Raw genomic sequence first — 19,102 nt, 5'->3', positions numbered from 1 at the left:
CCTTGGTGGGGGAACATGGGCGGTGGGCAGGAGCGGTACCGTCTGTGCCGAGACAACAGACCGAACACCATGTTCCAGGAGCGAGGTTTCCCGGTGTACGTAGTGATCATGGGATGCGGACGCGTCGGATCCTCGCTCGCGCGCGCCCTGGTCCGGGTGGGCCACGAGGTCACCGTGATCGATAAGGATCCCAGCGCCTTCCTGCGCCTGGGGCAGGGTTTCACGGGCGGTCGGGTCACCGGGGTCGGCTTCGACCGAGATGTGCTGACCCGCGCCGGAATCGAGCGCGCCGACGCCTTCGCCGCCGTCTCCTCCGGTGACAATTCCAACATCATCTCCGCGCGGGTGGCCCGCGAGACCTTCGGCGTGGCGAAGGTCGTCGCCCGCATCTACGACGCCAAGCGCGCGGCCGTCTACGAACGCCTCGGCATCCCCACCATCGCCACCGTGCCGTGGACCACCGACCGGTTCCTGCGCACCCTGATCGGCGATACCGGCACCACCACCTGGCGCGATCCCACCGGCACCGTCGCCATCACCCAGTTGGCGCTGCACGAGGACTGGTACGGGCGCACCGTGCGCCAGTTGGAGGACGTCCTGGGCGCGCGGGTGGCGTTCCTGATCCGCTTCGGTCAAGGGCTGCTGCCCGATGCGCGCACCGTCGTCCAAGCCGACGACATCGTCTATGTGGCCGCCACCTCCGGCAGCGTCGGCGAGGCCGTCGCGCTGGCGGGCAAACCCCCAGTGAACGAGGACTGAGCATGAGAGTCGCCATCGCCGGAGCGGGCGCGGTCGGCCGCTCCATCGCACGGGAACTGCTGCGCGGCGGACATCAGGTCATGCTGCTCGAACGTCAACTCGACCACATCGATCCCGACGCCATCCCGGACGCGGTGTGGGTGCACGCCGATGCCTGCGAGTTGTCGCTGCTCGAGGAGGCGGGGCTGCAGACCTACGAGGTGGTCATCGCCGCGACCGGCGACGACAAGGCCAATGTGGTGCACAGCCTGCTCGCCAAGACCGAGTTCGGGGTGCGCCGCGTGGTCGCCCGCGTCAACGACCCGCGCAACGAATGGCTCTTCGACGCCTCCTGGGGCGTCGATGTCGCGGTGTCCACGCCCCGGCTGCTCGCCTCGCTGGTCGAGGAGGCGGTCTCGGTGGGCGATCTGGTCCGGCTGATGACGCTGCGGCAGGGGCAGGCCAACCTGGTGGAGTTGACGCTGCCCGCCGACACCGCCTTGGCGGGCAAGCCGGTGCGGGTGCTGCGGCTGCCCCGCGACACCGCGCTGGTCACCATTCTGCGCGGCGGGCGGGTCATCGTGCCGACGCCGGAGGACCCGTTCGAGGGCGAGGACGAACTGCTGTTCGTGACCTCGCAGGAGGCCGAGGAGGACCTGCGCGGCGCGCTGGCCGAACACGGACTCAAAACGTAACTCCCCGATACGTTTTGAGTTAGGACGCCGACTTCAATTGTGCTCGCAGCCGATTGAGGGCCCGATGCTGCATCACCCGCACCACGCCGGGACTGGTCCCGATCGCCTCCGCGGTCTGCGCGGCCGACCAGCCGAGCACGATCCGCATCACCAGGACTTGGCGATGCGCGGGAGCCAGGATCTTCATCAACTCCCTGGTCGCGACGCGGCGCTCGTCGGCCAGCGCCCACTCCTCGGGACCGGGCGCGGTGGACACCGTGTCCGGCACACTGGCGGTGGGATACACCGGATGCTGTTGGCCGCGCCGGAACGCGTCGGCGACCTTGTTCGCCGAGATGCCGTACACGAAGGCCAGGAATGATTTGCCCTGATCCCGATAGCGGGGAATGGCGTTGACGGTGGCGATCAGGATCTCCTGCACCACATCGTCGGCGGTCACCTGCAGGTGCGAGGTGTTGCCCAGCCGTGCGCCGCAGTAGCGGCGGACCAGCGGATGCACGATCCGCACGATCTCGGTGACGGCGGCCTTGTCGCCCGCCGCGGCGGGACCGATCAGTCGATCCAATTCGACCGAGACCCGCCTGCTCTCCGAGAATTGGGCGTTCTGCTGGGGCTTCTGCTGCGACAGTGTCGGGGATTTCTTGGGCGACAGCGTCACGGTGGAGTGTTCGACGGTCACGGTTGGTTCCTTTGATCGTTGCGTATTTTCCCTCGCACACGATCGTCATATGAACCACACCACACCGACCAGACACCCCAGGGTGGGTACTCGTCCCCCTCGGGCGGTGCTTGTCGCACCCCGGCCGGGAAATCCACGCGCCCCTGCCGGGAAATCTCGGCCCGGAGCGGCCGAAATGCCGAAAACCGTCAGGCCGCCTCGGCCGAACTCTTCTCCGGGAGATGACCCGCGCGGCGCACCGCCCACACCGTCACCCCCAGGGCCACCGCCGTCAGCGGCCAGCCCATTCCGATCCGGGCCACGGCCAGCCAACCGGTGTGATCGGAGTCGTAGAGCTGGGACTGCACCAGGTAGCGCGCGCCGAAGACCACAACCCAGGTGACCGTCGCCAGATCGTAGAGCCGCAGCGCCCGCCGGTCGGCGCGCCAACCGCTGCCGTGACCGTTGAGCACACCCCAGATCACCCCCGCCAGCGGCCATCGCACCAGAATCGATGCCAGGAAGACTCCGCCGTATACGAGGCTGGTGTAGATGCCGAACAGGAAGAAGCCCTTGGCCTCACCCATCCGGTAGGCGATGAACGCGCACACGCCGACGCCGAGGAATCCGGAGATGGCGGGCTGAATGGGACTGCGCCGCACCATCCGCCACACCAGCACGGCCGCCGCGACACCCAGCGAGGACCAGATGGCCGCCGTCAAGCCCCACAGCGAATTCACCGGAACGAAGACCAGGACCGGCAGCGTCGAGTAGATCAGGCCGCTGAATCCGCCGAGCTGTTCGAGCAGGGTCTGCTCGGCCGCGTCCTTGCCCTCGTCCTCCGCGACGGCCTCCACCGCCCCGGCGAAGGAGTCATCCGCACGATGTCGGCCGGTCCGCGCACCGGCGTGCGCGGGATCGGCCGAAGGGGGCGAATCCGGCTGCTGGGTCGACGCGCGCCCTGCCGCATCCCGGTAGGTCGGCGCGCCGCGGTCCTCGCTCGATGGCATATGTCAGCTGTTCTCGCGCAATTCGTAGTAGGGGTTGTAGATGACCTTGCGGCCGTCGCGATCGCCGACGCGGCCGCGGACCATGATCCGCCGCCCCGGTTCGATACCGGGAATGCGCCTGCGCCCGATCCACACCAGGGTGATCGCATCGGTGCCGTCGAAGAATTCGGCCTGCACGCTCGCGCCCGCCGACTTCGGACACGCCTCGACGCTGCGCAGCTTACCGAGCATGGTGGCCTCCTCGCCGCGTCGACACTCCGAGGCCCGGCACGCGCCGGAGGCCTCCGAGGTCTCGGCCAGTTCCTCGGCGTCGAGTCGATCCAGATCCTCGGTCAGTCGACGACCAAGCCGGCGAAAGAATCCCGGCGCGGCGGATGACATCTCATGCTCTCCTGCAGGCGCACGACGGCGTGGATCGCACGCCGCCGCGATGAACCGAATAGTGGCCGGTCGGTCGGCCGTCCACCGCCACTGTAGATGGGTGCGCGGACCCCCGCTACGCTCGGTCCGATGTTCGCGATCCCATCCACCCTGCCGGATACCCCCGGCCGCGCGCAGGCAATCGTGGCCTTGCCCGGCACCGGCTCGGACGCCGACTTCGCCCGGCGGGCCTTCGAACCGGCCTGCACCGCACGGGGATTCGAACTGATCGCGGTGCGACCCGATCCGCGCGGCGTGGTGGCGGGATATCGGGCCGCGCTCGACGCTGCGGCCGCATCCGGTCCGATCCTGGTGACGGGAATCTCGCTCGGCGCGGCCGTCGCCGTGGAATGGGCGGCCGAACATCCGCGGGCGGCGATCGGGGTGGTCGCGGCGCTGCCCGCGTGGACCGGTCCCGACACCGCGCAGTGCCCCGCCGCGCTCAGCGCGGCATATACGGCGCGCCAGTTGCGCGAGCGCGGGCTCGAGGAAGTTGTCACGCAGCTGCGGTCGAGCAGTCCGCCGTGGTTGGCGCGGGCGCTGACGCAATCCTGGCGCGCGCAGTGGCCGGATCTGCCCGACGCGCTCGAAGAGGCCGCCGACTACAAGTGGCCCGGCGTCGAACTGCTGGGATCGGTCCGAGTTCCGGTGGCCGTGGTGGGTGCGGTCGACGACCCGGTGCACCCCATATCGATCGCGGAGCAATGGGCCGCGCTGCTACCGCATTCGGCACTGCACCGGATCACCCTGGACGAACTCGGCGCCGATCCCGGCGTCATCGGGCGGCTGGGTCTGGAATCGTTCCACGAATCTCGCTGACCCCGAGATCGTTTCGGGCAGGGCGACGCGGGTCGCCGTCGAGCGCGAACGCCCGACGGCGAGCGGACGCTAGTTGTTGAGCCCGAGTTGCTGCATGGCCGAACCGTCCGTGCCCTGACGCGGCCCCTCCGGCAGGCGGGGCACCACCGGCATGGCGCCGGTCTGCGCGGCCCGCTGCTGAGCCTCGAACTGCTGCTGCGCCGCCAACACCTGCTGCTGATGGGCGGCGGCCAATTGCTCGGCCAATTCCTGGGGCAGGACGACCGGGAGCGGATCCCGGACCGGAAGCGGATCGGTGCCGCGGCGCACGATCGTCTCGCGCAGGATCGCGCGGGCGGCCGCGACCAGCGGGGTGCCCTCATCGGCGGCGCCCGACGGCCCCGCCGCGACCAGGCGCACCATCCAGCGGTAGCCGTCCACGCCGATGAAACGCAGATCCGCGTCATTGGTGACGGCGAACAACTCCCGACCCCACGGACCGTTCTCCACCGCGACGCGACCGCCGCCCGCGCGCAGGGATTCGGCGAGATCGGCGGCCACGGTGCGCCACTGACCGGCCGACTTCGGGGCGGCATAGGCGACGACGGTGATCCGGCCGTATTCGGTGGCCAGATGCACGGCCTGCGGCGTGCCGTCGGGCGACATCTCCACCTGCAACTGTCCGCCGGGGGGCACCGGCAGGATCACCGAGCCGAGATCGAGGCGCTGATCGACGAGTTCGGCCAGGCGATCGGCGACATCGTCGTAGTCGTAGGGGCCGGACTGCTCCGGCTCGGCGCTCTCCGCACCGAAGGCGCGGGCCGGGAATTCGCCGGTGACGATCGGATTCTCGTCGGTGGGCGGATCCTCGACGTAGTCGTCCTCGTAGCGGTCCGTGTATGCGTCGGCGGCGTACTCGTCGTAGCGCTCCTCGTCGGCGCGACGCTTCTTCTTGCCGAACATGCCCCTCACACCTCCCCGCCGGGGACACCCGGCGCGGTCAGACTCGCGTGACCGCCGCTGGAACCGAAGCCTGCTCCGCCCCGCGTGGTCTCGTCCAAGCCGTCGACCTCGACGAAATCCACCAACTCCACCCGCTGCACGACCAACTGGGCGACCCGATCGCCGCGCCGCAACTCGATGGGGGTGCGCGGATCGTGATTGATCAGGCATACCTTGATCTCGCCCCGATAGCCCGCATCGATGGTGGCGGGGGTGTTGACCATCGACAGCCCGGCCTTGACCGCCAGACCCGAACGCGGATGGAGCAATCCGACCGTGCCCATCGGCAGTGCGACCGCGATTCCCGTCCCCACCAGGACCCGTTCACCCGGTTCCAGGATGACGTCCTCGGTGGTGCACAGATCCACGCCGGCGTCGCCGTCGTGCGCGCGGGCAGGCATCGGTATGCCGGGGTCGAGCCGCATCAGGGGAATCGGCGAAATGTCCTTCACATCGGTCGAGCCTACGCGTAGCCCCTCGGCCGCCGTGACTTAGTGTTGACTCGTGTCGGACCAGCCCAGCGACGTGATGACGAACCGAGATCGACCTGCCGAATCGCCCTACCGCGAGCGCCAATGGGTGCCCATGTGGTGGTGGCCTGCGGCCCTGGGACTCATCGGTTTGATGTCGGCCACCATCCATCTCGGCCAGCCCGGTATCCGCGGCTGGCTGCCTTACGCGGTGGGGTTCCCGTTGGCGGCCTGGGTGCTGCTGTGGATGGGCAGGCATCGGGTTGAGGTGGTCGCCGATGCGACCGGCGTCCGCGAATTGCGCGTCGATCGCGCGCACCTGCCGGTGACCTATGTGGCCCGCGCGGCCGTTGTCCCGCGGACCGCGAAGAGCGCGGCGCTGGGTCGCCAGCTCGACCCCGCCGCCTATGTCCAACATCGCCCCTGGATGGGGTCGATGGTGCTGCTGGTGCTCGACGACCCGGACGACCCGACCCCGTACTGGCTGGTCAGTACGCGGCATCCGGACCGGGTCCTGGCCGCGCTCGGGGTCCCGAGCGCGGGCTGACGATCTCAGGCGGCGCAGTCCATGCAGATGAGCTGCCCGCCCGCGTCGCTGGCCAGCCTGCTCCGGTGGTGTACCAAAAAGCAGCTGGAACAGGTGAACTCGTCGGCCTGCTTCGGGATCACCCGAACCGTCAGCACTTCCTCGGACAGATCGGCGCCGGGAAGCTCGAACGACTCCGCGGTATCGGATTCGTCGATATCCACGACGGCGGACTGTGCCTCGTTGCGACGAGCCTTCAGCTCCTCCAGCGAATCTTCCGAGACTTCATCGGATTCTGTGCGCCTAGGTGCGTCATAGTCGGTTGCCATGTCGTCTTCCCCTCGTCCTTGCTTCGTATATCCCGGACCGGTCCGCGTCGCCACCGATTCCTGCCGGAATCGACACGGCACGCACCGCCCCGCCGGTGGTGCACATCACACGTACACCGTTCGCCTATCAGCGCGGATCAGAGCGATCCACCCCGGATTGCGCTCGGTAAACGCAGGACATGCCCTTCTTGTTCCCGCGACCGATCTCGGATTTTCACACCATTGATTCGATCTGGGCCGCCAGACAATAGCGGACGAGGCGGGAAATGTCGCAACCAAAACACAGACGAGTCGAAACTGAGGGGCAATCGACACCGCCCCGGCAACGCACCGAGACCTTGCGCAGCGCGCCCGAGACACTTTCGTAGAGTGTGCAGTCGTGGTTTCACTGATCACCGAAGGCACCGCGACCGACCGGCAGGGACGACCGTACCTGCGTCGACGTCCAGAGACGTGGCTCATTTTCGTGCTGGTGCTCGCGCTGATCAGCGCGATCATCTGGATCACCGCGTTCTCCAAAGCCGACAAGAGCGGCGCGGCCATGGCCTGCAACTCGCCCACCCCACCCACCGACACCAAATCCCCGCCACCCGCGCCACCGACTCAACTCGGTCAGCGGGTGGGCGCTTCGCGCCTCCAGGACGTCGAGCCCGCCCCGCTGGCCCAGTCCAAGGTGCGGGTGCTCAACGCCAACAACAAGAGCGGCCAGGCCGCGCATATCGCCGCCGCGCTGGGCGATCTCGGTTTCACCGGTGCGCCCGGCGCCGCGTATGGTAACGATTCGGTATACGTCAATGGGGATCTGATCTGTACCGGTCAGATTCGCTTCGGCGTCAACGGCCGTCCGGCCGCCGCCTCGGTCCAGTTGGTCGCGCCCTGCGCCGAACTGATCGAGGATCCCCGCCAGGACGATTCGGTCGACCTGGTGCTCGGCTCCGTCTTCGGCGAATCGCTGCGCCCCAGCGCCGACGCCGAGGAGGTGCTGCGCTCGCTGAAGAATCCGGCTCCGGGCGGGTCCCCCGCCATCGACGCCAAACTGCTCGCCGCGGCCCGACACGGCCGCTGCTGATCCATCCACCAAAGTTCGGCGCCGCGACCGATCCCGGTCGCGGCGCCGAACCCTATTGCGGGCGCGCCGTCACTCCGGAATGGCCGCGGTGGCCCCGACCTCGGTGAGCAACGCCACCAGTTTCTCGGCGATACCGGGGGCGGCGGCGACCACGAGTTCGCCCTCGACACCACCCGCGGTGGCGGGCGGCAGGACCAGCCGCGCACCCGCCTCGGCGGCGATCAGCGCCCCGGCGCCCCAATCCCAACTGTTGAGGCCGTGCTCGTAGTAGGCGTCCACCCGGCCGCAGGCCACATTGCACAGTTCCAGCGCGGCCGCGCCGAAGCGGCGGATATCACGCACGCGCGGCAGAACCAGGGCGACCAGCGCCCCCTGCCGGGTCCGGCGCACCGCGCTGTAGGCGAATCCGGTGGAGACCAGCGCGAGCGGCAGCGCGTCGACCGGATTGCAGCTCAGCCGCTCGACCGAGCCGTCGGCCGCCGTCCGGGTGGCCCCCTGACCCAGCGCGGCGCTGTAGGTGTCGGCGGCGACGATGTCGACCACCGCGCCCGCCACCGGATGACCGCCGCGCAGCGCGGCCACGGACACGGCGTAGGCCGGCACGCCGTACAGGAAGTTGACGGTGCCGTCGATGGGATCGACCACCCAGTGCACCTGGTCGTCGGCTGTGTTGAAGCGACCGCCCTCCTCCTCCCCGACGATCGCGTCGGCCGGACGCCGCTCGGCCAGCAGCCGACGGATCAACTGTTCGGATTCCTTGTCGAGGACGGTCACCGGATCGGTGGGATGCCCCTTGGTCTGCACGGCGTCGGCGGGCGCACCCGCCGGACCGAACACCTCGGGGCGGCGCACGCGCACATGCGCGGCCGCCGCCTCGGCCAGTTCCACGGCGATGCGGCGCAGTTCGGCCTCGTCGCCGCGCGCTCGCTGCTGGTCGAAGGGGTAGAACTCACCGTCGGCACGCATAGCCGACGCGGTTGGGAAGCGGGAGTCCGAGGTGGGCGATGTTGGTTCCGGCACGAACCCCATCGCATCACACATCCTCGGGACCGCCCAGTATCGGATGCGCATTACTCTTGTCGTGCACGACACAGGTGATGGACTCGCGCGGGGACATCGCCGGGGTGCGGACCTCCGCACTCGACGACGCCGTCGTCGGGCACGCACCGCCGTGGGGCGCGTGGGTCCGGTGCGGCGTCCGATTTCCCACCGGCCAGCACAGAGAACGAGGGGTTGAGTCATGTCCGCTCGGGGGCACGCATTCGGTATCGACATCGGTGGCAGCGGCGTCAAGGGCGCGGCGGTCGATCTGGCCACCGGCGAGTTGCTGCACGAGCGAATCAAGATCGCCACGCCGCATCCGGCCACGCCCGAGGCCGTCGCCGAGACGGTGGCCGAGGTGGTGGCGCAGGCGGATTGGGACGGCCCGGTCGGGATCACCCTGCCGTCGGTGGTGCTCGACGGCATCGTGCGCACCGCGGCCAATATCGACAAGTCGTGGGTGGGCACGGATGCGCGCGGCCTGTTCGCCAAGGCGCTCGACGGCCGGGAGGTGACGGTGCTCAACGACGCCGACGCCGCGGGCCTGGCCGAGGACCGCTTCGGCGCGGCAAAGGAATTCGACGGTCTGGTGCTGCTGCTCACCTTCGGCACCGGGATCGGTTCGGCGCTGCTGTACCACGGCACGCTGGTGCCCAACTCCGAACTCGGTCATCTCCAGGTGGGCGGTATGGAGACCGAACATCGCGCGGCCGCCTCGATCAAGGATCGCGACGGGTTGAGTTTCCCGCAGTGGGCCGCCGAGGTCAGTACGGTGCTCAGCGCCCTCGAGGATCTGTTCTGGCCGAAGGTGTTCGTCGCGGGCGGCGGGATCAGCCGCGACGCCGATCAGTGGATTCCCTTGCTCACCAACCGAACTCCGGTGATACCGGCCGATCTGCGCAATACCGCGGGCATCGTCGGCGCGGCGATGGCCATCGATGCGGGCATCGCGCCGTGAGACGCGCGGGCTCGCCCGCTTATATGCGACCACCGGGCATGATGCCTAGGTACCCTGGGTGGATCGTTACAATGGAACACGCCTCGTTCACGAGCCCCTCAGTTGAACCGAGGGCACTGTGTGAGCCGCAGGCACTGTGCCCTCGGCTTATGACGAAGTCGTGAGCCGGTGAAACCCCCAACCGGCCCTCCGCCGGTGCAACCCGACAGAACCGCTCCGCCGGAACATTTCTCTGGCGTGACGCCGCACGAGACCGTCACGAAAGGGCGTACGTGGTAGCCACGAATACCCGTCAGACCGCCGATTCGGCCGAGGCCGACTCCGCTGAGGTAACCGAACAACGGCCGGTCCGCAAGGCTGCCGCGAAGAAGGCCCCGGCTAAGAAGGCCGCCGCCAAGAAGGCCGCCCCCGCGAAGAAGGCCGCGGCCAAGAAGGCCGGTCCCGCAAAGAAGTCCGCGGGCAAGAAGGCCACGTCCCCCGAGGGAGAGCCGGGGGCGGAGGAAGGGCTCGACGAGGAAAATCTAGACCTCGAGGATCTCGACGATCTCGAGGTCTCCGACGACGACCTGGCCGAGGATCTGGCCGAGGACGACACCGCCGAGGCGGAAACCGCCGAGGAAGAGAGCGAGGCCGAGCCGGAGACCGCCGAGGAGCCCTCCGCCGCCGACAAGGCCTCGGGCGATTTCGTCTGGGACGAGGAGGAATCCGAGGCGCTGCGCCAGGCGCGCAAGGATGCCGAGCTCACCGCGTCGGCGGACTCGGTGCGCGCCTACCTCAAGCAGATCGGCAAGGTCGCGCTGCTCAATGCCGAGGAGGAGGTGGAACTCGCCAAGCGGATCGAGGCGGGTCTCTACGCGGCGGAAAAGGTGCGCGAGTTCACCGAGACCGGCGAGAAGCTGCCGGTGGCCATGCGCCGCGACTACAACTGGATCGTCCGCGACGGCAACCGGGCCAAGAATCACCTGCTGGAAGCCAATCTGCGCCTTGTGGTTTCGCTGGCCAAGCGCTACACCGGTCGCGGTATGGCCTTCCTCGATCTGATCCAGGAGGGCAACCTGGGTCTGATTCGCGCGGTGGAGAAGTTCGACTACACCAAGGGTTACAAGTTCTCCACCTACGCGACCTGGTGGATTCGGCAGGCCATCACCCGCGCCATGGCCGATCAGGCCCGCACCATCCGCATCCCGGTGCACATGGTGGAGGTCATCAACAAGCTCGGCCGCATCCAGCGCGAGCTGCTCCAGGATCTGGGCCGTGAGCCCACTCCGGAGGAGTTGGCCAAGGAAATGGATATCACCCCCGAGAAGGTGCTGGAGATCCAGCAGTACGCGCGGGAGCCCATTTCGCTGGATCAGACCATCGGCGACGAGGGCGACAGCCAGCTCGGCGATTTCATCGAGGACTCCGAGGCCGTTGTCGCGGTGGACGCGGTGAGCTTCACCCTGCTGCAGGATCAGTTGCAGTCGGTGCTGGAGACGCTGTCCGAGCGTGAGGCGGGCGTGGTCCGGCTGCGCTTCGGTCTCACCGACGGTCAGCCGCGCACCCTCGACGAGATCGGCCAGGTCTACGGCGTCACCCGCGAACGTATTCGCCAGATCGAGTCCAAGACCATGAGCAAGCTGCGCCATCCCAGCCGCTCGCAGGTTCTGCGGGACTACCTGGACTGATTCGCCGCGAATCGGGCCGTCGAGCTTTTCGCTCGGCGGCCCGATTCCGTTGTGGCGAAAGTTGGTTGGGGACAGGGCGTTTCGGGACACCATGTTCGAATGAGGCTGGGGGTCTTACGGTATCGACGCGCCTATGAACAGTTGGCGTGCGCGGGTGACGCGGCTACCGTATGGTCTGAGTCGACCTTGGTCAGTTGTTCATTTGCGCGATCGCCGTTCCCCTGGGCGGCTACTTGGGGGCTTTTGTGCTCGACGTTTACCACTTCACCTACGGGTGGCTGACGCCCGTACTCGCCTACACCATGTCCGTCACCGGGTCACTGCTCGGGCTGCAATGCGCCGCCCGCGCCCGCGGCGAGGAGGGACGGGTCGGCTGGTTGATCGGCGCGGCCATCGCCATCGGCGGCACCGGCATCTGGGTCATGCATTTCATCGCCATGCTCGGCTTCTCCATCCGGGGTTCGGAGATCCGCTACAGCGTGCCGCTCACCCTGCTCAGCGCGATCACCGCGATCATCGTGGTCGGGATCGGACTGTTCCTGGTCAACAAGCCCGAACCCACCTGGATCAGTCTGCTCGCGGGCGGCGTGATCACCGGATGCGGTGTGGCCGCCATGCACTACACCGGTATGTACGCCATGAAGTCGGACGCGATGATCGGTTACGACGCGGGCATCGTCGCGCTGTCGGTGCTGATCGCCGTCGTCGCGGCGACCGCGGCACTGTGGTTCACGCTGCGCGTCAAGGGTTTTCTATCCACCGTGGGCGCGGCGCTGATCATGGGTGTCGCGGTGACGGGCATGCATTTCACCGGAATGGCCTCGATGCACGCGCACCGCGCCGACCGGGCGGTGCCACCCTCCGGCGCGGGGGCCATGGAGGTGCTCGCACCGATCATCGTGGCCTTCAGCCTGGTCACCATTCTGTTGCTGATCAGCGTTGGACTCACCGAGATCGAGAACACCATGGATCTGCCGCCGCTGAAGCTGACCCGATCGCGAGCGCGGCATGCCCCCGCACCCGCCGAACCTCCCCTGGCCCGCCCCGCCGCGACCTGGCCGGAGAGCGCGCCGAGCGCGGACGACGATTTCGAGCAGTCCCGGCCCTATCCGCTGCCGCCGCGCGAATACACCGCACCCCCGACCCGCCGCCCCGCCGATCGCAACGCGTATTCGGAGGCGACCACAACCGGCGACTGGCCGATCAATACCGGGGCGCGACACTGAGAGGTCTTCCTGCGGAGCTGAGACATGCGGCTCCGTTCGGGGAATTGGTGAGCGGCACGACGGCGGGGGCGGTCGACTTTCGCGCATACGGTGAGCAAACTTCCCTGGGTGCATCAGTTGGCCCTGCTCTTCGTCGTCCTGTTCGCCACCATCCTGGCCCAGCCGCTCAGCAAGCGGACCGGCCTGGCGCCCGCGGTGCTGATGACGACGTTCGGGATCGTGCTGGCGCTCATCCCCTGGGTGCCCGATATCCGCATCGAACCCGAACTCATCCTGCCGCTGGTGCTGCCGCCGCTGCTCTACGCCGCGGCCCGACGCACCTCGTGGCGGCAGTTCGCCGAGAACTGGGCGCCGATCTCGCTGCGCGCGGTGGCGCTGGTCATCGCCACGGCGGCGGCGGTCGCGGCGGTCTTCCACGCGGGGGTGCCCGCGGTGCCGATCGCGGCCGCCGTCGCGCTCGGCGCGCTGGTCGCACCGCCCGATCCGGTGGCGGTCACCTCGCTGGCCGGTCGACTGGGACTGCCGCGTCGTTTGGTCTCGGTGCTCGAGGGTGAGGGCCTGTTCAACGACGTGACGGCCATTGTCCTGTACACCGTCGCCATCCAGGTGGTGGTGACCGGCAAGTTCTCCGCGCTCGGCGCGCTGTGGGATTTCCTGGTCTCGGCGGTGGTGGCCGTTGTGGTCGGGTTGCTGCTCGGATGGGCGGGCAGCAGGCTCATGGCGCGGCTCGACGAGGCGGCCTGGCAGGTCGCGCTCGGTCTGCTGCTGCCCTTCGCGGCCTACGGGATCGCCGAGGCCATGGGCGGTTCGGCGGTGCTGTCGGTGCTGGTGTGCGCGCTGTATCTGACCGATGCCGCGACCGATTTCAGCGATAGCGATTTCCGACTCATCGGCGATTCGTTCTGGGAGATCACCGAAATGCTGGTCACCGGATTCGCCTTCGGCCTGATCGGATTGGAGTTGAGCACCGTGCTGCGCGACGCCGGACCCGACTGGCCGCGTTTCCTCGGGTCGGCGGCCTTGGTCATCGCGGTCGTGGTGGGACTGCGGCTGGCGTGGTTGCTGGCGACCTGGGCGATCTTCCAGCGCGGTTGGCGCAAGAGGGATATCGATGAGCCCTATACGTGGCGCGAGACCATCGTGACGTGGTGGGCGGGTATGCGCGGAGTGGCCACTGTCGCGCTGGCGCTGGCCGTGCCGTACACCACCGATTCGGGTGCGCCGTTTCCCGGTCGCAGCGAGATCCAGTTCTGCGCCTTCGCGGTGGTGCTGTTCACGCTGCTGCTGCAGGGACCGACCCTGCCCGCGGTCGTCCGGTGGACGGGGGTGCAGGCCGATACCGAGGCCGAGCGCGAACTCGAGCGCAGCCTGTGGAATCGGGTCCTCGGCGCGGAATTGGCGCGACTGAAAGAGATCTCGCAGCGCGACGGGCTGCCCGACGAGGTCTACGCGCGAGTGCGCGACGGGATCGAGCGTCGACTCGCCCAGGCCGATCCCAGCGCCGCCGATGCCAACGCGAAGCTGACCGGTGATCGGGCGCTGCGCCTGCGCCGGAAGATGGGCAAGATCACCGCGGAGGTGCTGCAGGCCGGTCGCACCGAGGCGCTGGCCGCGCGCCGTGAACCCGGCGTCCCGCCCGATGTGGTCGACCGGGTGATGCGCCGCTTGGATCTGCGCACCGCCGCGAATATTCGCTAGCACGCACCGGTGGTGCGACACGGCTACATCGATGAAACCCACACCGGCACAGCGTATTTCACCCATCCAGGCGTTGCGGATGCCCGCGCCCCCGATGACCCCGCCGCACCGGGGGCGCGCGTCGAGGTGGCGTGGCGGCGCGAACACGGCACACTGACATCGTGGTTGCCCCCGCCTCGACCCGGCTCCGAACACCGTGGACCCGAACCACCGATCTCGGCGCCGAACTGCACGCCGCGCTCACCTGGCTGCGCGCCCCCGGCCTGTGGCGCCGCGTGCTGCCCGCGATCCGCGCGCATCTGTCCGCCGCGCCCGCCAGCACCGCCTACGCCTTCACCCTGTTCATCACCTGGTGGACGCTGCGCGGACTCGGCGAGGCCGCCCAGCACCGGCTGATCCTGTCCGCCTCCACCAACCTCTACAACATGCGCCACAACCCGCTGCAGGTGCTGGTGGCCTCGGCCTTCTGGACCGACGGCGGCTTCCCGTGGAACACCATCGTCAGCTTCCTGATCGTCATGGCCGCCGCCGAGCGCTGGCTGGGCACCGCGCGATGGATCCTGGTGTACTCGGCGGGCCATATCGGCGCGACACTGCTGATCATCACCGGAATTTCGCGCGCCATCGACGCCAACCTGATCCCGCATCGCATCGGCTACGCCTCCGATGTCGGCACCAGCTACGGATTCACCGCTGTCCTGGCGGTGCTCGCGTTCCGCTTCACCGGTGCGGTCCGGGTGGCCTGGGTGATCACGCTCGGGGTGGTGTTGGGGTTGAGCGCGTGGGAGGCCCCGAATTTCACCAACTACGGCCATATCTGCGCGGCGATCATCGGCTTGATCGTCGCGCTCGTGGCCACCACCTTCTGGCATTTCCTCGACCGGGCCGAGAGTCTGCGGCGCTCGGGGGAGCACGGGGGGCACGGCCCGGAGGGCGACCAAGGACACAGCCCGGAGGACCACCAAGGACACAGCCCGGAGGGCGACCGAGGACACGGCTCGGCGGGCCGACGAGACAACCGCCCGGAAGGTGCGCCTACGAACTGACGGCGGGCCGAAAACGCCGCTGCGCCAACTGCACAACCGGCTCCACCACGCGCGCCGCGACCGGACCGAGCACCGCCATCAACAAGACATACGCCGACGCGAGCGCCGCCAGATCGTCGGAAACGGTCCCGCCGGCCACCGCCAAACCCGCGATGACGATGGAGAATTCGCCGCGCGCGATGAGCGCGGCCCCGGCTCGCGCCCGACCCATCCGTCGAATGCCCTGCCGACCGGCCGCCCACCAACCGGTGAACATCTTGGTCAGCACGGTCACGATCGCCAGCACCACGGCCCAACCGAGCACCGGCGGGATATCGTGCGGATCGGTGGCGAAGCCGAAGGCGACGAAGAAGATCGCGGCGAACAGATCCCGCAGCGGCTCGAGCAGTTTGGTCGCTTCGTGCGCGGTCGATCCGGAGATGGCGATACCGAGCAGGAACGCGCCCACCGCCGCCGATACATTCAGCGAGGAGGCCACACCCGCCACCAACAGTGCCGCGCCGAGCAGTTTGAGCAGAAACACCTCGTTGTCGGCGCTGTCCACGATGGAGGAGACGTAGCGGCCGTAGCGCAGCGCCACCACGAGTACGACGGTCACCGTGACCAGCGCGATGGCGACGGCCTTGAGTCCGCTGAGGAAGCTGAGCCCGGCCAGGACGGTGGTGAGGATCGGCAGATAGGCGGCCATGGCCAGATCCTCGAAGACCAGGATGGACAGGATTACGGGGGTTTCCCGGTTGCCGATTCGGCCGAGGTCGTTGAGAACCTTGGCCACGATGCCGGAGGAGGAGATGTAGGTGACCCCGGCCATGGTGATCGCTCCGTTGAGGCCCCAGCCCAGCAGCAGCGCGACAACGACACCGGGAGTCGCGTTCGCCACGATATCGACCAGGCCTGCGGCCCAGGATCTTCGAAGTCCCGTGACCAGTTCGGGCGCGGTGTATTCCAGGCCCAGCAGCAAAAGGAGGAGGATGACGCCGATTTCGCCCGCCAAGTGGGCGAAATCGCCTGCGGCTTTCAGTTCTACGAACCCGCCTTTGCCGAAGGCGAGTCCACCGATCAGGTAGAGCGGAATCGGAGATACACCGAAGCGACCCGCCACGCGCCCCATCATGCCTAGGGCGAACAGCACTGCTCCGAGCTCTATCAACGCGAGCGCGGTTTCCTGCACGAGAATCAGCCGTGGTTCAGGATCTTCGCGGCGGCGTCGAGGCCATCTGGTGTGCCGACCACGACGAGCAGGTCGTCCTCTGCGAAGGTGAAATCGGGTCCCGGTGAGGGGTGCAGCTGCCCGGCGCGCATCACCGCGACGATGGAAGCCTTTGTCTTGGTGCGCATCTGGGTTTCGCCGAGGGTGCGGCCCGCGTAGCGCGATTCGGCGACGATCGGGAGTTGGCGGGTGGTGATGCCCGGCAGGTCGCGGTGATCCTCGCGCAGTTGGGCGACGAGTTGCGGCGCGCCGAGCAGGTTGGCGAGTACGGCGGCCTCATCGGCGGTGAGCTGGATCTGGGAGGCGCAGGCGTCCGGATCGTCGGCTTTGTAGACGATGAGATCGATTGCGCCGTCGCGGTGGTCGACCACGCCGATGCGGCGGCCGGACCGGACCTCGAAATCCTTTCTCACTCCGATTCCGGGCAAAGCGGTCACATCGACATTCACGCATACCAGCCTAACCGGTGGGCGATCACGACTGGCGACCACCGACGACGCGACGGGAATCCGCACGTCAACGCCGTCGCGCCTCATCACTTCGGCGGACCCGTGCCGCGCCGGGCATGTGCTGAGATGGTGCGGTGAGGGTTTGGTCGCAGCTATCACCGCGCACGCGAGACGCCATCGGCTCGCTGCTGGGGTTCGCGGCGTGCACCGGGCTGTATCTGGCCAACATGTCCACCATGATCGATCGCGGTCAGGATGTGCCGCTGTGGGTGCGGCTCGGCGTCCTCGGCGCGCTCCTCGGATGCACGCTGCTGCGGCGCACCCATCCGGTGGCGGCCCTGCTGCTCGGGGCCATCCCGCTCGCCACCGATATCCACCTCGGCCCCACCGTCCCGGCGTGGCTGGTCTACTCGGATCTGATCTACGCCTCCGTGCTGTACTCCGGTCGGCGCGCGAACCGGATCATCCCCATGTGCTGGGGCGTCGTCTCGGTCGCCATCATCGTGGCGACCGCGGTGATCGCCACGGGCGGGCGGCCGATCGCGCTCGCCGTCATCGTGATCTTCAGCTTCATCTGGACGCCCATCTGGTGGGCCAATTCGGTGCGCACCCACAAGGACATCGCCGAGATCGAACGCGGTCGGGCGCAGGCGCTGACGCTGGTCGCGGAATTGGATCGGCGCGCGGCCATCACCGACGAGCGCCGGACCATGGCGCGCGACCTGCACGATGTCATCGCCGGACACCTCTCGGCCATCGCCATCCAATCCGAGGCCGCGCTCGGCGTCCTGCACCGCACCGCGACCGATGCTGAACTCACCGGGGTCGTGGCATCGATTCGCGCCAACAGCGTCAGCGCACTGCAGGAGATGCGCACCATGATCGGTCTGCTGGCCCGCGACGACGGCGGCGCCGACGCGGCCGCCGCGCCGCGCGGGCTGGCCCAGCTCCCCATCCTGGTCGACGCGGCCAGGGCCGCCGGACTCACCGTGCGCACCCGCGTCGAACTGCCCGAACGCGAATTGCCCAGCGCGGTCGATCAAGCCGCGTATCGCATCACCCAGGAGGCATTGACCAACGCCATGAAGCACGCACCGGGCCAGGAGGTCGTCATCGAAATCGCCGAGCGGGACGCGGAATTGGCGCTGACCGTGCGCAATCGCCTTGTCCGGCCGCCGCATCGGCTCGAGGCGGCGGGTCCGCATCGCGGACTGCTCAATATGGGCGAGCGGGCCGCCGCCCTCGGCGGCGTCTGCGCGGCGGGCGCGGAATCCGGCGGGTGGACGGTGCGGGCGCGGCTGCCGCTGGCGCGGGAGTCCGCCGCGTGATCCGGGTGCTCATCGCCGACGACCACGGCGCGATCCGGGCCGGGCTGCGGCTGATCCTGGACAGCGAGGACGATATCGAGGTCATCGGCGAGGCCGCCGACGGCGATATCGCGGTGGCCCAGGCCAAGGCGCTGCGTCCGGAGGTGGTGCTGATGGATGTGCGCATGCCGGGGGTGGACGGGATCGCCGCCACCGAACGCATCGTCGCCGACGGTCTGGCCCGCGTCCTGATTTTGACGACCTTCGATCTGGACGAGTATGTCTTGCGCACGCTGCGGGCGGGCGCGTCCGGATTCGTCCTCAAATCGGTCTCGGGTCCGGCGCTGGTGGACGCGGTCCGACGGGTGGCCGCGGGCGACGGTGTGCTGGCACCGGAGGTGACCATGGCGGTCATCGACGCGTTCGCCGCCGCGCCCGGCGAGCGCGCGGCCCCGAGGCACGCCGGGCTGGACGAGTTGACCGATCGCGAACGCGAGGTGCTGGACTGCCTGGGCGATGGGCTGTCGAACGCGCAGATCGCGACGCGGCTGTTCATCGGCGAGACGACGGTGAAGACGCATGTCTCACGGGTGCTGACCAAACTCGGCGTCCGGTCGCGGGTGCAGGCGGCCATTGTGGCGCGGGAGATTCGGGACGCCTAGGCCCAATGCCGCTCAGTTAGCGATCCTGCCGGGTTGTCAACCCGGCAGGATGTGGATGCTGATCTGCGTTTTGTAGCTGTTGCGGTCGATGTCGCCTTTGGCGCGGTGTTTGGAGATGGCGCG

At 68.5% G+C, this 19,102-nt stretch carries 21 protein-coding genes; 12 read left to right on the top strand and 9 right to left on the bottom strand.

Going from position 1 to position 19,102, the window contains the following annotated elements; translation table 11 throughout:
* The first annotated feature begins 93 nt into the window (after window positions 1-93).
* On the top strand, window positions 94-759 hold the full coding sequence (locus D5S18_RS21795) for a potassium channel family protein (protein ID WP_120043011.1): 666 nt from the start codon (window positions 94-96) through the stop codon (window positions 757-759).
* 2 nt (window positions 760-761) lie between these two features.
* Window positions 762-1,433, top strand: a complete 672-nt coding sequence (locus D5S18_RS21790) for a potassium channel family protein (RefSeq protein ID WP_120042944.1) — start codon at window positions 762-764, stop codon at window positions 1,431-1,433.
* A 19-nt stretch (window positions 1,434-1,452) separates the two neighbouring features.
* Here D5S18_RS21790 and D5S18_RS21785 read toward each other — a convergent pair whose 3' ends face one another.
* The 3 genes from D5S18_RS21785 to D5S18_RS21775 all read right to left on the bottom strand — a co-directional run bounded on the left by D5S18_RS21785 (window position 1,453) and on the right by D5S18_RS21775 (window position 3,482).
* Entirely contained in the window at window positions 1,453-2,112 is a 660-nt protein-coding gene (locus D5S18_RS21785) for a sigma-70 family RNA polymerase sigma factor (protein ID WP_239003928.1), read from the bottom strand.
* A gap of 188 nt (window positions 2,113-2,300) precedes the next feature.
* Window positions 2,301-3,101, bottom strand: coding sequence for a DUF3159 domain-containing protein (locus tag D5S18_RS21780; RefSeq protein ID WP_239003927.1), 801 nt, complete (start codon window positions 3,099-3,101; stop codon window positions 2,301-2,303).
* A gap of 3 nt (window positions 3,102-3,104) precedes the next feature.
* Window positions 3,105-3,482 carry an OB-fold nucleic acid binding domain-containing protein gene (locus D5S18_RS21775; protein ID WP_120042943.1) on the bottom strand — a complete coding sequence of 126 codons (378 nt, stop codon included), beginning with the start codon at window positions 3,480-3,482 and terminating at the stop codon, window positions 3,105-3,107.
* Window positions 3,483-3,611: 129 nt separating this feature from the next.
* On the opposite strand from D5S18_RS21775, the gene D5S18_RS21770 reads away from it, so the two are divergent.
* Window positions 3,612-4,340 carry an alpha/beta hydrolase gene (locus tag D5S18_RS21770; RefSeq protein ID WP_120043008.1) on the top strand — a complete coding sequence of 243 codons (729 nt, stop codon included), beginning with the start codon at window positions 3,612-3,614 and terminating at the stop codon, window positions 4,338-4,340.
* Window positions 4,341-4,409: 69 nt separating this feature from the next.
* Here D5S18_RS21770 and D5S18_RS21765 read toward each other — a convergent pair whose 3' ends face one another.
* Both D5S18_RS21765 and dut read right to left on the bottom strand, forming a co-directional pair.
* Window positions 4,410-5,282 carry a DUF3710 domain-containing protein gene (locus D5S18_RS21765; RefSeq protein ID WP_120042942.1) on the bottom strand — a complete coding sequence of 291 codons (873 nt, stop codon included), beginning with the start codon at window positions 5,280-5,282 and terminating at the stop codon, window positions 4,410-4,412.
* Between the two features lie 5 nt (window positions 5,283-5,287).
* Window positions 5,288-5,746, bottom strand: a complete 459-nt coding sequence (dut, locus tag D5S18_RS21760) for a dUTP diphosphatase (protein WP_120043007.1) — start codon at window positions 5,744-5,746, stop codon at window positions 5,288-5,290.
* 103 nt (window positions 5,747-5,849) lie between these two features.
* Here dut and D5S18_RS21755 point away from each other — a divergent pair, with 103 nt between their 5' ends.
* Window positions 5,850-6,338 carry a DUF3093 domain-containing protein gene (locus D5S18_RS21755; RefSeq protein ID WP_120042941.1) on the top strand — a complete coding sequence of 163 codons (489 nt, stop codon included), beginning with the start codon at window positions 5,850-5,852 and terminating at the stop codon, window positions 6,336-6,338.
* 5 nt (window positions 6,339-6,343) lie between these two features.
* On the opposite strand, the gene D5S18_RS21750 is transcribed toward D5S18_RS21755, so the two are convergent.
* Complete coding sequence (locus D5S18_RS21750; protein WP_043653981.1) at window positions 6,344-6,646, bottom strand: DUF4193 domain-containing protein; 303 nt, start codon at window positions 6,644-6,646, stop codon at window positions 6,344-6,346.
* Between the two features lie 379 nt (window positions 6,647-7,025).
* On the opposite strand from D5S18_RS21750, the gene cei reads away from it, so the two are divergent.
* Window positions 7,026-7,715 (top strand): envelope integrity protein Cei, encoded by a 690-nt coding sequence (gene cei, locus D5S18_RS21745; protein ID WP_120042940.1) that lies wholly within the window; start codon window positions 7,026-7,028, stop codon window positions 7,713-7,715.
* Between the two features lie 69 nt (window positions 7,716-7,784).
* Here the strand turns inward: cei and D5S18_RS21740 are convergent, their stop codons facing one another.
* Window positions 7,785-8,681 carry an inositol monophosphatase family protein gene (locus tag D5S18_RS21740; RefSeq protein WP_239003934.1) on the bottom strand — a complete coding sequence of 299 codons (897 nt, stop codon included), beginning with the start codon at window positions 8,679-8,681 and terminating at the stop codon, window positions 7,785-7,787.
* Window positions 8,682-8,955: 274 nt separating this feature from the next.
* On the opposite strand from D5S18_RS21740, the gene ppgK reads away from it, so the two are divergent.
* From ppgK to D5S18_RS21715, 5 genes are all read left to right on the top strand, one after another.
* The gene (gene ppgK, locus D5S18_RS21735; RefSeq protein WP_120042938.1) at window positions 8,956-9,714 is read left to right on the top strand and encodes a polyphosphate--glucose phosphotransferase; all 759 of its coding nucleotides are present in this window, start codon (window positions 8,956-8,958) and stop codon (window positions 9,712-9,714) included.
* A 272-nt stretch (window positions 9,715-9,986) separates the two neighbouring features.
* The gene (locus tag D5S18_RS21730; protein WP_120042937.1) at window positions 9,987-11,381 is read left to right on the top strand and encodes an RNA polymerase sigma factor; all 1,395 of its coding nucleotides are present in this window, start codon (window positions 9,987-9,989) and stop codon (window positions 11,379-11,381) included.
* A 194-nt stretch (window positions 11,382-11,575) separates the two neighbouring features.
* Complete coding sequence (locus tag D5S18_RS21725; protein ID WP_239003926.1) at window positions 11,576-12,607, top strand: MHYT domain-containing protein; 1,032 nt, start codon at window positions 11,576-11,578, stop codon at window positions 12,605-12,607.
* A 90-nt stretch (window positions 12,608-12,697) separates the two neighbouring features.
* Window positions 12,698-14,305: a Na+/H+ antiporter gene (locus tag D5S18_RS21720; protein WP_239003925.1), complete on the top strand. Its 1,608-nt coding sequence runs from the start codon at window positions 12,698-12,700 to the stop codon at window positions 14,303-14,305.
* 161 nt (window positions 14,306-14,466) lie between these two features.
* Complete coding sequence (locus tag D5S18_RS21715; RefSeq protein WP_203236852.1) at window positions 14,467-15,351, top strand: rhomboid-like protein; 885 nt, start codon at window positions 14,467-14,469, stop codon at window positions 15,349-15,351.
* Here D5S18_RS21715 and D5S18_RS21710 read toward each other — a convergent pair.
* Window positions 15,341-16,522 (bottom strand): cation:proton antiporter, encoded by a 1,182-nt coding sequence (locus tag D5S18_RS21710; protein WP_120042936.1) that lies wholly within the window; start codon window positions 16,520-16,522, stop codon window positions 15,341-15,343. The genes D5S18_RS21715 and D5S18_RS21710 overlap by 11 nt on opposite strands.
* Before the next feature lie 5 nt (window positions 16,523-16,527).
* Entirely contained in the window at window positions 16,528-17,010 is a 483-nt protein-coding gene (locus tag D5S18_RS21705; RefSeq protein WP_162500988.1) for a cation:proton antiporter regulatory subunit, read from the bottom strand.
* 134 nt (window positions 17,011-17,144) lie between these two features.
* Between D5S18_RS21705 and D5S18_RS21700 the strand changes: the two genes are divergently transcribed.
* Complete coding sequence (locus D5S18_RS21700; protein ID WP_120042934.1) at window positions 17,145-18,338, top strand: sensor histidine kinase; 1,194 nt, start codon at window positions 17,145-17,147, stop codon at window positions 18,336-18,338.
* Window positions 18,335-18,979: a response regulator gene (locus tag D5S18_RS21695; RefSeq protein WP_120043004.1), complete on the top strand. Its 645-nt coding sequence runs from the start codon at window positions 18,335-18,337 to the stop codon at window positions 18,977-18,979. Before D5S18_RS21700 ends, D5S18_RS21695 begins: the two co-directional genes overlap by 4 nt.
* Window positions 18,980-19,102 lie beyond the last annotated feature (123 nt).

It is taken from the genome of Nocardia panacis (assembly GCF_003598715.1).
Lineage (GTDB): Bacteria > Actinomycetota > Actinomycetes > Mycobacteriales > Mycobacteriaceae > Nocardia > Nocardia panacis.
Note: the sequence above shows the minus strand (reverse complement) of the source record. Positions and strands in the feature narration are given on the sequence as shown.